This window comes from Marinomonas spartinae, from assembly GCF_016461715.1.
GTDB lineage: Bacteria > Pseudomonadota > Gammaproteobacteria > Pseudomonadales > Marinomonadaceae > Marinomonas > Marinomonas spartinae_A.
On the sequence record NZ_JAEMUI010000027.1, the window covers coordinates 1 to 15,544 of the forward strand.

Below are 15,544 nucleotides of genomic sequence, written 5' to 3' on the forward strand. Positions count from 1 at the left end.
TGCGACGGGAGAAGTGCTTGCCGAAGTGGCCCATGCGTCCGATACACAAGTCGCAGAAGCGGTTGCCGCTGCAAAAGCCGCGTTTCCAGCTTGGGCCAACATGCCCGTTGCTAAGCGTTCTAAAATCATTGAAAAAATGGGGGATTTGATTGCTCAGAATGTCGATGAATTGTCTGCTTTAGAAACCGCTGATACGGGGTTGCCTCTCTATCAAACTCGCAACGCACTTGTGCCTCGAGCGTCTAACAATTTCTATTTCTTTGCCGAGAAGTCTCGCCAAATGAACGGTCATACCTATCCAATGGATGACCAAATGCTGAACTACAGTTTGTACCAGCCAACTGGTGTGTGTGCTTTGATTTCGCCATGGAACGTTCCTTTTATGACCGGAACCTGGAAAACAGCACCTTGTTTGGCTTTAGGTAACACAGCGGTCATTAAGCAATCTGAACTGTCTCCATTAACAACGGATTTCCTTGGCAAAATTGCCCTTGAAGCCGGGGTTCCTGCGGGCGTATTTAATGTGGTTCATGGCTTTGGTGGGACAACCGGAAACGCCTTGATTACGGACCCAAGCGTCAATGCCATTTCTTTTACCGGCGGCACGGCAACGGGTAAACACATCATTGCGAATGCGGGTCTGAAGAAATTCTCCATGGAGTTGGGTGGTAAATCCCCCGTGATGATTTTTGATGATTGCGACTATGAGCGTGCCCTAGATGCCGCCGTATTCGGCATTTTCTCCATCAACGGTGAACGTTGTACTGCTGGTTCTCGTTTGTTTGTTCAAGAAACTATTTACGACAAGTTCTGTGATGATTTCGCTGCTCGTGCCGCCAAAATCAAAGTCGGCGATCCAAACGATATGCAAACTCAAGTGGGCTCATTGATCTCTAAAGCGCACTGGGAAAAGGTCACTGGCTATATCAAGTTGGGCATTGAAGAGGGCGCCAAGCTCATTGCAGGGGGACCAGATAAACCACTTGATGAGCTTCCAGAACACCTAAAAGGCGGCCACTTTGTACGCCCAACCGCCTTCCGTGATGTTACCAATACCATGCGAATTGCCCGAGAAGAAATCTTTGGCCCCGTTGCTGTGATTATCCCATTTAAGGACGAAGCAGACGTTGTGAGTATGGCCAATGACAATGATTATGGACTTGCCTCTTACTTATGGACACAGGATGTTAGCAAAGTACATCGCATTGCGCGTCAAATCGAAGCGGGCATGATGTTTGTTAACAGCCAAAACGTGCGAGATCTTCGAACTCCATTTGGTGGTATGAAAGCATCTGGCACAGGGCGAGAAGGGGGAGATTACAGTTTCGAAGTCTTCTGTGAGCCTAAAAACGTCTGTATCAGTATGGGCAGTCACCACATTCCAAAATGGGGTGTCTAGGAAATGATTACCATGCAGAGAGGCGAGGTTCTCTCTGCTTTTTTTCGTTTAGAGAGAAACGTTATGCCGCATTTTATTATTGAATACTCAGCCAATCTTGAAGAGAAAATTGACTTTCAACCCATGTTCAAAGCGTTTCACGATTATGTGATATCAACGGGGCAATTTCCTATTGGCGGGGTGAGAAGTCGTGCGATTCGACTTGACCATTTCCGAGTGGCAGATGGTCGAGAGGAGTTCTCACTGCTAAATCTAAATCTCAAAATAGGTCATGGTCGAAGTCAGGAGCTCAAGCAAGAGGTGGCAGAAAATGTTTTTAAGATTTTGTGCGACTTTATGGCACCTATTACTGATACCAGCTATTGCCAAATATCGTTTGAATTAACGGAATTGGACCCCGTGCTTAAATTCAATAAAAACAATATACATCCGCTTTTTAAATAATGTCATCAAAAACACACTCGAGACACTCATAAATATAAAAAAGGAAGATTGTGATGAAATTGAAACACCTATTAACGACCTGCGTTACCCTGCTTTTTGCGACAAATCTTTTTGCTCAGACCATTCGGGTTGCGAGCTGGCTTCCTCCAACAAACCCAATGAATGCTGTTGTTATCCCTGAATGGGGCAAAGCAATTAGCAAAGCGACGAATGGGCGGCTTAAGGTTGAAATTGTTTATGGTATGGGGCATCCAAAAACAATGTGGAACCTGGTTGAGGATGGCATTGTAGACGCCAGTTATAGCTATCATGGCTATGTGCCAGGACGATTTGAATTGCCACAAGTGGTTGAACAACCAGGGCTTGGAACGAATGCAGAAGCGGCTTCTTATGCCCTTTGGAAAACCTATCAAAAATACTTTGCTAAATCCCATGAATTTGATGGGCTTAAATTATTGGCGCTTTTCACTCATGGACCAGGACAGATTTACTCAAATTTTCCGATCAACGATATTAAAGATTTAGAAAACAAGAAAATCCGTATCGGTGGTGGTGTACAAAGTCAGCTCGCTGATCGATTTCATATCACGCCGGTAGGCGCGCCAGCCCCTAAAGTCTATGAAATGATGCAGCAGGGCGTGATTGATGGTGCGTTTTTACCGGTCGGTGAAATGAAAACTTTACGATTGGCAGAGGTGACGAAGGACCTCACTCTGTTCCCTAATGGTTTGTACATGGGCAGTTTTTCTATGTTCATGAACCCTGATGTTTTTGATGATTTGAGTCAACAAGATCAAGAGGCGATTAACAAAGCTTCAGGCGAAGTCTTGTCTGTTTTAGCCGGTAAAGCATGGGATGCAGGCGATGTTGCGGGTTTACAAAGCGCACGTGAGGCGGGGGTGAATATTCATGTTGTGAAGCCGAACTCAACGCTGGCTAAAGAAGTGAATCAGCGCATCGATAATGTTGCGGCTGAGTGGGTTAAAGGCGTGGATAAGAAGGGCTTTAATGGCGATGCTGCTTTATCTTATTTGCGTGAAACCGCCATGCAATATGCTGCAAAACATAAGGAGTAATCGATGTCTCGCTCTCCTTATGAATGGCTCACGACGGCTGTGAACCAGCATCATGGAGATTTAGGGCTGGCCAAATGGCTGGCCTTTCTCCTTGAAGCCGTGTCTGCCGTTATGTTATTCGCGCTTATGGTGTTGACATGCAGTGATGTGATCGGGCGCTATGTATTCAGTAACTCTATTAATGGCACAACAGAGTTAACGGAGCTGGCCTTAGGTATCATTGTTTTCTGTCAAATCCCTGTCGTCACTTTAACGGGGGCACACGTGGTGGTAGATATTCTAGATCGCGTTTTGCCCGAGTGGTTTGCCAATGCTTGTTCTTTCATCATGAGCTTATCCATCGGTATTGGCTGTATTTTTGTGGCGGATCGCATTTGGTTTCAAGCATTACGTTCGTTGCGTCGCGGCGTGGTAACAGAATTTCTGCTTATCCCTGTCTCTTACTTCGTGCAATTTATTGCCATCATGATGTATTTAACCGCAGCGATATTGATCTATAAAGCAATCACAAGCTTATTTTGCCGTAAGAAGGAGGCTGTGTAATGCTGGATTCTTTAATCGGCTTTTCCATTCTTCTTCTATTAATTCTCGTCTTTAGGGTACCAATTGCTTTTGCGATGGGATTGGTGGGAATCACAGGGTTTGCTTACCTACAAGGACTGGGGTGGGATAATGTATTTGATTTTCGTTGGACAGGTCCGATTGCATTGGCAGCCAACCGAATTGTCGACACTTCCCAAGAGTACAGTTTGTCTGTGATTCCCTTATTTATCCTGATGGGGAATTTCGTCACCAAGGCAAACTTATCTGGTGAGCTTTATCGCGCTTCGAATGCTTTTCTAGGGCATCGAAAGGGCGGTCTGTCGATGGCAACGATTGTTGCTTGTGGCGGTTTTTCCGCTATTTGTGGTTCCAGTTTAGCAACCTCGGCCACCATGGCAAAAGTAGCTATGCCCTCGATGAGAAAATATGGCTACCAAGACGGTTTGGCGAGCGCTTCAATCGCGGCGGGGTCTACGTTAGGTATCTTGATTCCACCAAGCGTGATCTTATTGATCTACGGCTTATTAACGGAAACCAGTATTCGTGAGCTGTTTGCTGCAGGCTTTCTTCCAGGCTTGTTAGGCATTTTGCTCTATCTTGCAGCGGTTCGTTATGTTGTCTGGAGGCACCCTGAATACGGCCCTAGTGCAGAAAAAGCCAGTTTCTCTGAGCGCATTGCCGCCATGCGAAATGTCTGGGGCGTACTTTTGTTGTTCTGTATCGTGATGGGAGGCATCTATCTTGGGGTATTTACACCGACCGAAGCCGCCGGGATTGGTGCGGGCGGAGCATTTTTGATTGCCGTTATGCGCCGCTCTCTTAGCTGGTCGGCATTTTTCCATGCGTTAATTGATACGGGAAGAACGACCGCTATGTTATTCGCTGTGTTAATTGGCGCGTTGATCTTTTCAGACTTTATTACCATGGCAGGATTACCGGATGAGCTTTTAGCGTTTGTGAAAAGTCTTCATTTACCACCAATGGGCGTTATTCTGATTATAGTCGGTATTTATCTCGTTTTAGGCATGGTCTTCGAAAGCCTTTCAATGATTTTATTAACCGTGCCTATTTTTTACCCCTTAGTACAAAGCTTAGGTTTTGACTTAGTTTGGTTTGGCATTGTTGTGGTGGTGGTAACGGAAATTAGTCTGATTACACCGCCTGTGGGCATGAATGTATTTGTTCTCAGTGCCGTGCTAGACAATGTAAAAGCAGGGACAATTTTTAAAGGTATAACGCCATTTTGGTGTGCAGACATGGTTCGCTTGGGGTTGATCGTATTTGTCAGTTCCATTGCGCTTGTGTTACCTGAAATTTTGTATCGATAATTATGATAAAAAGCGGAGAAAATGTATGGGTAAATTAGCCCTTGCTGCAAAAATAACGCATGTTCCCTCTATGTATCTTTCAGAGCTTGATGGTCCTCAAAAAGGATTTCGACAAGCCGCTATTGACGGGCATTACGAGATATCGAAACGTTGTCGAGAATTGGGTGTCGATACCATTGTCGTATTTGATACGCACTGGTTGGTTAATGCCAATTATCACATTAATTGTGCTCCGCACTGGGAAGGTGTGTACACGAGCAACGAGTTACCCCACTTTATCAATAATATGCCGTATGAGTTAGATGGTAACCCTGAGTTGGGTCGTATCATTGCTCAAGTATGTAATGAGCAAGGGGTGGAAACCTTAGCCCATGATGCAACCACCTTGGCACCTGAGTATGGAACATTGGTGCCAATGCGATACATGAATGAAGACCGTCACTTTAAAGCCGTCTCTGTATCGGCGTTATTAACGGTTCACTATCTCAATGACTCGGCTCGTTTGGGGTGGGCGATTCGTGAAGCGATCGAAAAGCACTACGATGGTACGGTGGCGATCCTCGCCAGCGGTTCGCTTTCTCACCGTTTTGCGCAAAATGGTCAAGCCCCAGATTTTTCCACCAAAGTGTGGAGTCCATTTTTAGAAACTTTGGATCATCGCGTCGTTGAGATGTGGGAAAACGCAGAGTGGAAAACATTCTGTGAGATGCTGCCTGAATACGCCGCAAAAGGACACGGTGAAGGGTTTATGCATGATACCGCCATGTTATTGGGGGCATTAGGTTGGTCGGATTATGATCAAAAAGTAGAAGTGGTGACCCCATACTTTGGTAGCTCTGGAACGGGGCAGATCAACGCTATTTTTCCTATCTCACCACAAACGGGAGAGGCGGTTCCTGGCCCGCAAGCCTCTGTTGAAAATGGCTCGTTTGTGTACGGCAATAGCCGTCTTTAGAGTGATCGAGACAAACTAACTTCCGCCTTCCATTATTATGTTTGTTTATAAGCGCCTTCGCCTCTAAGGCGCTTTTTTATTTTCTAAGATCGTCCTATCTCAAAAGAAAAATGTCACTAAAGGGACATTTTCATATTTTGCTTCCTATATAGAATGACCAAAAAAATAGACAAGTGTACTGGTTCTAGACTTTCGGAATCCACCCTAAGAAAGACATTCTACTATCCAGTGAGATTATTCTGCTTGGCTTTGTCTTTGTTAAATAGCCCGAATGTAGTTATTGCTGGAGAGCATCTGATCTCTAATTACCCATTGTCGATCTAAGTCCTTACCGATTTGGTCGTTTCTAATAAAAAAGATAGGAATAATAAGATGAGCGATACAGCACACACGAAAGTGGACGCAACAAGCAACATAAAGCCCATTAAAAAGATGAATTTGCCAACGATGATGGCAATTTGTATTGGGCTTGTGATTGTTCAAGGAGCAATGATTTCTTCAACACAAGGAATTGGTTTAGGTGGTATGGCATTTATTGCAGCGATGGTCACCGCATTGATTATTGCGCAGTTTAATGCCATGAGTTTCTCTGAGCTGTCGCTTATGTTTCCACAGGAAGGAACATTGGCAACTTACACGCAAAAGGCGATTGGTCATTTCCCTGCTATTGTGTCTGTATTTGCAGGTTACGTCGTTGTGGCTTTCTTGGCTGTTCCAGTTGAAATGTTTCTGGTCGATGGTGTGTTAGATCAGGTTTTCCCCGGAGTATTTCCACCTAAAGTCGTACCTATGATTATTTTGGTGGTTCTATGTGTGACGAATCTAGTGGGTGCTGACATCTTTGCGAAGGTACAAAACTTACTGGCTTTTGTTTTGGTTTTTGCATTGATTGCGGTCGGTTTGTCTGCGGCGACGGGCATTAGCCAACCACATCCGATACTATCAGGCACTCATGTTGATTGGAGTTTTGCTGGGGTTATAAACGGCAGTTTTATTGGTTTTGTCGCACTGGCTATGTGGCTAATGGTTGGGGTTGAGTTTATCTGTCCCATGATCAATGAAGTCGAGAATCCATCAAAAAATATTCCAAGAGCGATGCATGGGTCATTATTTTTCATCTTTACTATTTTTCTACTCTTTGTGTATGGCGCAAGTTTTTATGTCAATGTGGAAACGTTAACGACAGCACCTATTCCATACCTGAACTATGTTGACGCTGTGTTTGGTAAAGGCGGCATGATCATTGCGACTGTTATGGCCCTAACGGCAACCTGCAGTACGATGAACACCGTTCTGGCTTCTATTCCTAGAATGTTGCATGGTATGGCCCATCAAAAACAGGCTTTCCCACAATTGAAAGCGTCTAACCGTTTTGGTGCACCATGGGTAGGTATTGTGCTAATGGCAGTATTAATTGCTATTCCATTCTTGTCTTTTTCCATTAATTCACTAATCACCCTTGTTATTGCTGCGACAACAAGTTGGTTATTGGCCTACATTGTTGCGCACATTGATGTCATGGTATTGCGTCGTCGTCTTCCTGACCATCATCGTCCTTATAAAACACCATTCTTTCCAATTCCTCAGATTCTTGGGATTGTGGCTATGGTTTATATTGCTTTAAACAATTCGCCTTCCCCAGAAATGACGAAACTGGTTTATAGCATTACCGGTGGAATATTGCTGGTAATTAGCCTTATTGCTGCGGTTTGGGTCAAGTTTTATATGAAACGCGGTTTATTTGAGCCAGACATGAGCTGATTGTTATCGATCTGTGTCAGCTAGGAATCTAGCTGACACACCTATCAAACTAAAGTCTTCTTGTCATAAGACATGCTTATTTTTGTGATACATTTTGTTTAGGATTCCATCCACAGAAAGTGTGTCCCGAATGGCTAAGAAACCACTCGAAAGCCAGACAAGACACGCTAGGATAAAGAGCTCTCCACCATCATTGCCGACAACGTTCCCCATGGCATCATACTCTGGCATTTTTGTTCCAAGTGGTGTGAACAGATGGAAGAAAATCGCCCCCGTCATAATTCCCATGCTTAGCAAGGCGCCTAAGCCATGCCATCGGGTAAACAGCAGGATGCTAGCAATCAATTCAAATGTCCCTATAAGGTAGGCACCATAATGGCCAAACCAAATGAAACCAGACCATGCTCCCAAGGTGGAAAAAATATACTGGGTCTCATAAGAGCCAGAAAATTTAAAAAACAGCGATTGCACAAAGATAAATGCAATCAATACAGTAAGGATATATTTCACTAATTTTGTTTTCATTGTATGCGCCTTATTTATTGATTAAGTTAGGCCAGTTGCGGTCGCCCATTTTAATAAAGCCTTTTGGGTCTTTATCCCACTTTGCTTTAATGTCTGAGTCATAGTTTAAGTACAGCTTGCTATCCACAATGGCCCATTGGTGAGGGTCGGCGGAGGCAAAATCATTTTTAGCGGCAATCGCCCATGCGCAGTAACCGCCATATTGTGGCGCGTATTTCTCAGGGGTCTTCTTAAACATCGCTAGATGCTTAGCCGATGAGAAATACCAATCCGCACCTTTGTATTTGGTGGTGTATTGTTTGCTGCCTTCGACTGCTTTATGGTCAGTAAAATAGGCAACGGTATCGTAGCCATCTAACGCTTTGTTACTAAAGAAACTGGTATAAATAGGGTCTTTAGCGTAGACAAAGCCGCTCAGCAACATCATTAAAACCAATACATACTTTTTCATATTGAACCCCTTTATTAATAAAATTATTAGGACGCCATTGCGTTTTTCGATGGCAAGTAAACACTGTGTTTTATAAGGTTTTTTTCATTTAAGTGTGTGCAAGGTGGACCCGCCACATAACTCATTTTTTGGATATTTGGCGTCACAACTACCTGCGTAAAACTCACGGTGTGGGCATCGTTTCTGTGCATACAAAATGACGTGTGTAAGTGCTCATCATGATGACTGGCATGCAGTTGACTGAAATCCTGTCTTCCCGTTGCAACAAAATCCTCATAGGTTTTCTGACGGTGTGCCACCACACGATCTAAATCCACACCGGAAGAAAATAATGGCCCAGATCTTGGGTAGATCTCAGTGTCTTGTCCATTCCATTCGAACACCATGACATCCATTTTGTGTTTGGTTAAGGCAGGATCAAACGCAACCAATAAGAAGGGAGCATACGCCATTGGATTAATGGCGTTAAAAGCCTTTTCAATGTCCACTGTGCTTGTTTTCGAGGAGAGGCTCTTTAGTAGCTGTCCGCGACTAATCAAGGTGCCTTTGGGGCATAACCCTTGATAGTTGTTGAGCAAGCATAAGGTTAAGCCGAGTTCATTCACACTTATCCAGCTACCCTGACCGACGGGATCAATGGGCATCAGCACGCTGACATCATCTAGTCGTATTTGTCTAGGTGGTAGGCCTAAAGCTCGATGCTTTTGTTCATCCCGATTAAAAAAGACTTGATAGCCTTCTTCCTCTAATTGCCAGGTCACAGAGCACATGATTTATTGTCCTCTTAAATAGGATACGGTTGTTGGGGCGTAGCCAAATGTGTCGTTCGCCCTTATGTTGATCTTCAATGAACGCACAATGACGTTAGCCATCGCATAGTGATGGGTTGCATGCAGTGCAACAAAACTCAGTTCGCGCTCAAAGGTAGAAGACACGACACACACTTGCGTGCTGTTCAAGCAGACTTCAGTGGACACCAACACTTTACGGCCTAATTGACGTTCATCTAGATTGTCTAACCATGCTATCAATGCCTTGATTTCTTCTAATGCCACAATTCGTGATGTCTCTACCACACTGTCACGACGGCGTAGGTTGTAATCAATTACGTCTTTTTTGCTATAAATGGCATAAAACAAATCCAACAAATGGCGAAAATGTTTGCCAATCGAACTGGTTACATAAGGAGGCGCCGCTAATTGGTATTCTTTATTGCTGATCGATGATAGAAATTTTTGCCCTTGTTGTAAGGTTTCGATACAACCATCAATAATAGAAGTGCGCGTTCTGTTTTGAACGGGTGATAAAGTTATTAAGTTCGTTTGCATAAAGCCCTCACAAGGCACAAAGTTAATCTGTCGTAGGGTAATGTTTGGTTAAGTCACGTTCTTTCTTCCATGCTGTCAGTAACGACATAATCGAATCAGGACGAAACCCTCTGGCTTTTTGCTTGGCACCAATTTCAAATAAAATGCGATATTGCGCTAAAAGTGTTGAGAAGATCTCTTTTAGATTGGTATTTCTATCCCAAATATGTGTTGCCTCGCTGCTGGCGCCATTTATTTCGAGAATGGTAAAGCTTTTACCTTGCATAAATAGGTTTATATTTTGAAATTTGATATCAAGGCGTCCGTAGTAATACTCGTTGACGTCTTTTAATATCTCATCTAACTTTTTGCTTAATGCATCGGTAATAAATGGATTACCATTTCTAAAAATGGAACCGCGACTATGACTCCCAGCAAATGCCAATTGGTACTCTTCTCCGGCAGGTAATACCCAATCCAATTTTTCTTGGTGGCGAGGTAAATAAAGATGGCTTAATTGTCCGGCACGAGGGCAGCGTTCAATGAGCTCTTTAAGCGTATGAATACCATCACCTATAACACTTGGAGAGTATTTCAATGTCATGGAAATGATCTTTCCTGTCTTTTCACCAGGGTAGCGAACATAAAAGACGCCAGCTTCCGCTTGGTAAGGAGCTTTTTGTTGTAATAAAAAGCGGGCCTTGTTTGGAAAAGACTCAATGTATTCTGTTAATTGCTGATTATTATTGACTAATTTAACTCCTACCCCGCGGCATCCTATATCTGGTTTTGCGACCAGAGGGAAAGTTAGGTTTTGCGAGCTTAATACTTGCAATGCCTGCTTCATCTGTTTATCAACCGATTCCTCTGTTTTAGTTATGGTGACGTAGGGAGAAATCCACTGTTTGGCAACCGGTCCTGCTAATTGCAAAATATCATGTTTAGATTCGCCAACCATGCCGCTCAGTTTGATGCTAGGGTTAGCAATCAAGGGTAAGCGTAAATCTCCATAGCGCAGTCCTAACCACAAACTTTGTAAAACAACCGGCGTATAAAAAAACCAAGTTGGATAGAATTCAAAAGGCGATACCACGCGATGAGAATCCATCTCTAGGCTTGGCATTCCTGCATTAATTCTATTCTCTTGAATAGATTGAATATTCATAGTTGGACTCATAATGACTCTCTTGAAATAGAACGACGAATAATGCGATTAATCATTAATAAAGCCACAACACCAACGGGGATTAATAACCATTGATATTGTGTTGCTTGTAGCCAAGCTCGGGTTCCTAAGTAATAAACAACACCAAATACAACGCCTGTCCAAAGTGTGGTAGCAAAGGTCACGGCGCTCAAAAAAATAGGCAAGGGAATAAGAAAGAAACCGCTTAAGGTGAAACCAATTGCCCGTAACCCTGGCGTAAATCGGATTACGAAGATATTTAAAAATGCGTTTTTACTTAGTCTATTTTGTACTACTTTAAAATATTTATTCGTTAGCGTTTTATAACGTAGCCAGCGAACTTTTCGTGTGAGTAGACCTAGATAGTACAGTCCAAAATCCCCGGTAATAATGCCAAATGCGATTGCTACCATGGCTAATGATATAGGCAGCTGATCTTGGGCGGCTAAAGAGGCTGCGGTAACAATGGCAAGGTCTTCTAGTAAGTAAGACAACAAAATAATGCCTACTATCAAAAACCAGTACGCGTGGTGACCAGCACTAATCTCTTGTAAAAAATGGTTTATCAAACACACCTCGGACTCTGAATGTTTTTCACCTTCTTTTTCTAATAAAACGAAGGTGATTATTGATGTTCTATTCCTTAGTCGAGACGAGGTTTGGATTTCTTACACTGAAATGAATTTTTTTGGAAAAAATCTGTCTTTCATTAAAAAAGAGTCTGAAGAAGAGAGTGGCTGATTTGGTAATAGGTATGGCGAGGAGTGTCTTAACACTGTTGGTTAGCTGTTTAAGGGTTCTAGCTCCTTAAAGATTACGAGGTGGCTGTGTTTTTGAAGGGGAAATCGTTCCCCATGGTACGGTGCTATCTTCATAGCAGCATAGACTGATTAACAAACGCTATTCGAGGGAGCCGAATAGCGTTTTTTAGTACTTAGAGACTAAAGCGTAGATGGCTTCGATTAGTCTTTCCAGTGGTAGACGCATTTGGCGCCTTTCCATGTTTCTAATACTGGAATATCGCGCATATTAGCGACTTTGTTTTCTGGATTGGTTGATAAATAAGTTAATGGCGACTGCTGAAGAATGACAAAATCGGCGTATTTCCCCGCTTCTAATGAACCAACCATATTATCAGCGTGACATTGCCAGGCGGCATCAATTGTGACCGCTCGCAGTGCTTCAAATGGTGTAATGCATTCGTCTTTTGTGAGAACCTTATTGCTTGCACCACTAGGCGCGCCTTCCATAAAACGAGAAATGGATTGTTCCATCATGCGCAGCGGCCCAAGAGGCGATACGCCATTGTCACTGTGAAGAGTGAATTTGATGCCATATTGTAAGGCGGAATTGCAACGATCCAGTAAGCTTGCTCTTTCCGCACCAAGGATGGTTTGTTGGAAAGCCCATCCCCAATAACCAACATGACCAATAAGAAAGCTGGGAGAAATACCTAGATCACGCATGCTTTCGAAGCTCTGGTTGCTAATCAGTGAGGCATGCTCAATACGGTCTCGCCTTACTTCTATGGAGCTTGCATCTATTCCGGTGTTTCTAAATGTATCAATAGTGCGTTTGATGGCTTGGTCGCCATTAGCATGCACCATGATTGGCCAGCCTCTAGCAACCGATTTATTAAATGTCACTTGAAACTCACCAGGATAGCTAAAGTTGAAGATACCATGGTTGGTATTTTGATAACGGTTTTCATCATTGTATGCTTGATAATCCTCATCACAGCAATAAGTTTTGTATTGATAGCCCGTCAGACCTTGGTTCGAACCATCAGAGATGACTTTAATAAAGGGTAAGAAGAATTTATCATCTCCCTGCATGGGGAGATAACTAGGGTCAATTTTCGTTTCAAAGTCATTAGGCGAAAGTACGACCAAAGCCCCCGCTATTCTAACGGGGCAGTTTGCACTATGGGCTTTTTGTTTCAGGTATTCTGGTTGATTAAATTTACTTGTTTGATCCCATGGGTCCACCGCCGCATCCAATACTGTGGTCAGACCACGCTTGCTTGTTTCTGCAAGTAAACTGTCTACATATAGGTCTATCTTTGCGCCTAATAGCTTAGTATCCTGCTGACTCAAAATGTATTGAACAACAGGGAGCATTTCGTCGAGTTCCGCTAAAATGCCATATCATTTTCTGGTAACGGAACTTTGGCTTCTCGTAGCAATTTGATGGCGACTGAATTGATGTAGGCTAGATGGCCTGATGAATTCATTATGTACACAGGTAGTTTGGTGGATATTTCATCAAGGGTGTCGGCGTTAAATTCACGATCTTTTCCGCTAAATAAAGAAGGGTCGACATTACGGCCAAGCACCCAATGTTGTTCAACATCTTCATCTTTCATTGTCGCTTCAATTGAGTCTGCTAATTCAGCTAATGTTTGAATGACAAAGGTTCGATTGTAGCCCTTACGTAAGTATTGGCCATCAAAAGGCCCTACATCGGTACATATGTTCATGACGGCTGTCGATACAATATGTATATGGGGATCTATCATGCCTGGTATTAGGGTTTCTGAACCCGTGAGTACTCGTTCTATTGTTTCGCTTGCTTGTGACTCTTTAATGGCGTTTTGGACGTCTTCGTAATTTCCTGTAGCAAGGATTTTTTCGCCAACCATACCAATGGCTTCTACTTTTTCATTTTGTCCATCCTTCATAGTGATGATGGTGCCCGATGCTTTCTCTGCAAGTTCTGAGTAACGCTCAACCCGAATGATTTGGGCAATATTGTGGTCTTGGGGCGAAACAGATAGCTGAAACGTGTCTTTGGTGTTTACGTTGTGAGAAAAGTCTTCGGGTAGGAAGGACTTCCAAAGCGGATTGCAGCATGAACATGAAATATGTGTTGTATGATTATGTTTCATTGTACTTATTTCCTTAAATAGAGCGTTAGACGCGGGCCTATCTTGGGTTCGATAATTCCGAAAAGGTGTTATAGCAGTTTCTATTAACCCCTCCTATTACAGGTTGTTACACTAAAATTTTTGAGCGAATTCAATGAGTATTTTAATAAAGTGAATTTTATGCAGGTTTTCCATGAAGAGAATTTGGTTCACGTGTGAGGGGGGAGTCTTTACGATGATGGTCACTTAAATGATTTGAAAGAGGTGTTTTCCATGGATGTTCGTTTTCCTTCGCGCTCCGATGTTGTTGGTAGCTATCTGCGTCCTGAGTATCTTCACCAAGCTCGCCGTGATTTCAAAGAAGGTGTTATTGATCGAGCTGCGCTAACTGCAGTGGAAGATCGCGCCATTTTAGAGCTAGTTGAGCAGCAAAAAGTGGCAGGGTTAAAGGTGATTACTGATGGCGAATTTCGTCGTAGTTGGTGGCATATTGATTTCCTAGAAAACCTTAATGGTGTGGAAGGCTATGTACCCGAGGCAGGCTACAATCAGCAGTTTAAAGGAAAGGATGCGCCTTCTTATAATATTCGTGTTTCTGGCAAAGTCTCATTTAATCCTAACCATCCCTTCTTAGCGCATTTTGACTTTCTTAAAAAGGCTACTGAAACGGGTGATGAGAGTATTGCCAAGGCGACGATTCCAAGTCCCACGATGATTTTACGTCAAGAAATCTTAGCCAATGATGGTTCATCTCGTTTGGATGAGATCTATTCTGATGTGAATGGATTTTATCACGACTTAGCGCAAACCTATCGTGATGCGATTCAGGCCTATTATGCTCACGGCTGTCGCTATTTGCAGTTTGACGATACAAACTGGGCGTTTCTTGTGGATGCAGATAAGCGTGATGGCTTGGTAGCACGCGGCATTGATCCCGATAAAATCAGTGATATTTGTACGCAAATTATCAATCAATCCTTAGCTGGCAAACCGGATGATCTGGTGATCACAACCCATATTTGTCGTGGTAATCATGCGTCTTCTTGGTTGTTTTCCGGTGGTTATGAACCAGTCGCTAAGGCTTTGTTTGCGACCCACTACGATGGTTTTTTCCTTGAGTACGATAATGACCGAGCAGGGGACTTTGCTCCATTGCGTTATTGCGAAGGAAAAGAGGCGCGTATTGTGCTGGGCTTAGTGACCTCTAAATTTCCTGAGCTTGAAGATCCCGAGTTGATTAAAGCACGTATTAAAGAAGCATCGGACTATGTTCCTTTAGAGAATTTATGTATTAGTCCCCAGTGTGGTTTTGCCTCGACCGCTGAGGGTAATAAGCTGGCTATTGATGATCAATGGAACAAAATTCGTTTACTCAATCGGGTAGCTGATCAAGTTTGGGCCTCTTAGGTTTTTTCTTAGGTCTTTTTCTTAGGTATGTAGAGTCCGTTCTTTTCTATCAAAACGATCGGGGAGTACTTTATCTGTGGCTCTCTGATCGTTTTTTCTTATAGCGTGACGTGTTTATCGCTTGCCTGTTCCGTGTTGCGCTTACTCGCTCATTATTTTCATAATGATGTAATATAAGCGCAAGACTTGTTTCTTTGCTTTCTATCCTATATCGAACAAACAGAGGCAGTCGCTTGTAAAGTAAAGCAGCCATTGTGCAGCAACAATAACTATTATTATCGTACAATTTTTGTCGC

16 protein-coding genes are annotated in these 15,544 nt (G+C 43.2%); 8 read left to right on the plus strand and 8 right to left on the minus strand.

The window, feature by feature from the left end:
• From hpaE to JHD45_RS19500, 7 genes are all read left to right on the plus strand, one after another.
• A partial coding sequence (hpaE, locus tag JHD45_RS19470; RefSeq protein WP_199478145.1) for a 5-carboxymethyl-2-hydroxymuconate semialdehyde dehydrogenase occupies positions 1-1,399 on the plus strand: 1,399 nt, incomplete at its 5' end.
• 63 nt (positions 1,400-1,462) lie between these two features.
• A complete protein-coding gene (locus tag JHD45_RS19475) occupies positions 1,463-1,843 on the plus strand; it encodes a 5-carboxymethyl-2-hydroxymuconate Delta-isomerase (RefSeq protein WP_067021183.1) in 381 nt (126 codons plus the stop codon).
• A 53-nt stretch (positions 1,844-1,896) separates the two neighbouring features.
• Entirely contained in the window at positions 1,897-2,919 is a 1,023-nt protein-coding gene (locus JHD45_RS19480; RefSeq protein WP_199478146.1) for a TRAP transporter substrate-binding protein, read from the plus strand.
• Positions 2,920-2,922: 3 nt separating this feature from the next.
• Entirely contained in the window at positions 2,923-3,462 is a 540-nt protein-coding gene (locus JHD45_RS19485; RefSeq protein WP_199478147.1) for a TRAP transporter small permease, read from the plus strand.
• Positions 3,462-4,790 carry a TRAP transporter large permease gene (locus JHD45_RS19490; RefSeq protein ID WP_199478148.1) on the plus strand — a complete coding sequence of 443 codons (1,329 nt, stop codon included), beginning with the start codon at positions 3,462-3,464 and terminating at the stop codon, positions 4,788-4,790. Before JHD45_RS19485 ends, JHD45_RS19490 begins: the two co-directional genes overlap by 1 nt.
• Positions 4,791-4,815: 25 nt before the next feature.
• Positions 4,816-5,745 carry a 3,4-dihydroxyphenylacetate 2,3-dioxygenase gene (hpaD, locus tag JHD45_RS19495; RefSeq protein ID WP_199478149.1) on the plus strand — a complete coding sequence of 310 codons (930 nt, stop codon included), beginning with the start codon at positions 4,816-4,818 and terminating at the stop codon, positions 5,743-5,745.
• A 372-nt stretch (positions 5,746-6,117) separates the two neighbouring features.
• A complete protein-coding gene (locus JHD45_RS19500) occupies positions 6,118-7,506 on the plus strand; it encodes an APC family permease (RefSeq protein WP_199478150.1) in 1,389 nt (462 codons plus the stop codon).
• 63 nt (positions 7,507-7,569) lie between these two features.
• Here the strand turns inward: JHD45_RS19500 and JHD45_RS19505 are convergent, their stop codons facing one another.
• From JHD45_RS19505 to JHD45_RS22465, 8 genes are all read right to left on the minus strand, one after another.
• The gene (locus JHD45_RS19505) at positions 7,570-8,031 is read right to left on the minus strand and encodes a hypothetical protein (protein ID WP_199478151.1); all 462 of its coding nucleotides are present in this window, start codon (positions 8,029-8,031) and stop codon (positions 7,570-7,572) included.
• Positions 8,032-8,041: 10 nt separating this feature from the next.
• Complete coding sequence (locus tag JHD45_RS19510) at positions 8,042-8,482, minus strand: YHS domain-containing (seleno)protein (RefSeq protein ID WP_199478152.1); 441 nt, start codon at positions 8,480-8,482, stop codon at positions 8,042-8,044.
• A gap of 26 nt (positions 8,483-8,508) precedes the next feature.
• The gene (locus JHD45_RS19515; RefSeq protein ID WP_199478153.1) at positions 8,509-9,252 is read right to left on the minus strand and encodes an NRDE family protein; all 744 of its coding nucleotides are present in this window, start codon (positions 9,250-9,252) and stop codon (positions 8,509-8,511) included.
• Positions 9,253-9,255: 3 nt separating this feature from the next.
• On the minus strand, positions 9,256-9,810 hold the full coding sequence (locus JHD45_RS19520; RefSeq protein ID WP_199478154.1) for a hypothetical protein: 555 nt from the start codon (positions 9,808-9,810) through the stop codon (positions 9,256-9,258).
• A 22-nt stretch (positions 9,811-9,832) separates the two neighbouring features.
• Positions 9,833-10,954: a D-alanine--D-alanine ligase gene (locus JHD45_RS19525; RefSeq protein ID WP_199478155.1), complete on the minus strand. Its 1,122-nt coding sequence runs from the start codon at positions 10,952-10,954 to the stop codon at positions 9,833-9,835.
• Between the two features lie 8 nt (positions 10,955-10,962).
• Positions 10,963-11,544 (minus strand): DedA family protein, encoded by a 582-nt coding sequence (locus JHD45_RS19530; protein ID WP_199478156.1) that lies wholly within the window; start codon positions 11,542-11,544, stop codon positions 10,963-10,965.
• Between the two features lie 393 nt (positions 11,545-11,937).
• A complete protein-coding gene (locus JHD45_RS19535; RefSeq protein WP_199478157.1) occupies positions 11,938-13,095 on the minus strand; it encodes an amidohydrolase family protein in 1,158 nt (385 codons plus the stop codon).
• Positions 13,096-13,109: 14 nt separating this feature from the next.
• Positions 13,110-13,862, minus strand: a complete 753-nt coding sequence (locus JHD45_RS22465; RefSeq protein WP_199478158.1) for an amidohydrolase family protein — start codon at positions 13,860-13,862, stop codon at positions 13,110-13,112.
• A gap of 252 nt (positions 13,863-14,114) precedes the next feature.
• On the opposite strand from JHD45_RS22465, the gene JHD45_RS19545 reads away from it, so the two are divergent.
• The gene (locus JHD45_RS19545) at positions 14,115-15,248 is read left to right on the plus strand and encodes a 5-methyltetrahydropteroyltriglutamate--homocysteine S-methyltransferase (protein WP_199478159.1); all 1,134 of its coding nucleotides are present in this window, start codon (positions 14,115-14,117) and stop codon (positions 15,246-15,248) included.
• The last annotated feature ends 296 nt before the right edge of the window (positions 15,249-15,544 follow it).